The sequence below is a fragment of the Oleiphilus sp. HI0123 genome, assembly GCF_001635315.1.
The window spans coordinates 1-344 of sequence record NZ_LWGE01000708.1 but is presented as its reverse complement, the minus strand read 5'-3'; the positions used below and the strand labels follow the sequence as shown (position 1 = coordinate 344).

Annotated in this window: 1 protein-coding gene; it reads left to right on the top strand. The window is 48.0% G+C overall.

What is annotated here, in order from left to right; genetic code table 11:
- A partial coding sequence (locus tag A3761_RS06340; protein WP_304439595.1) for a nitrilase-related carbon-nitrogen hydrolase occupies positions 1–344 on the top strand: 344 nt, incomplete at both ends.

Here is a 344-nt window from a genome sequence, read left to right as displayed (position 1 = left end):
GTCGCCAGGTTTACCACAACAGTATTGTTAGTCTTGGTGCGCGTGAAGCAGAAGGCGAAAGTATCTACCATAAACAGAAATTGGTTCCCTTTGGGGAATATGTTCCGCTGGAAGATTTATTGCGTGGCCTGATCGACTTCTTCAACCTACCCATGTCTGACTTTCGAACCGGTGCAGAAGACCAAGCCTTGCTAAAGTCCTTCGACTATCAAGTGGCGCCATTTATTTGCTATGAAGTGGTCTACCCTGATTTTGTTGCCAAGCAGTCGGCCGACGCAGATTACCTGATCACCATCAGTAACGACAGTTGGTTTGGCACCTCGATAGGCCCGCTTCAACATTTG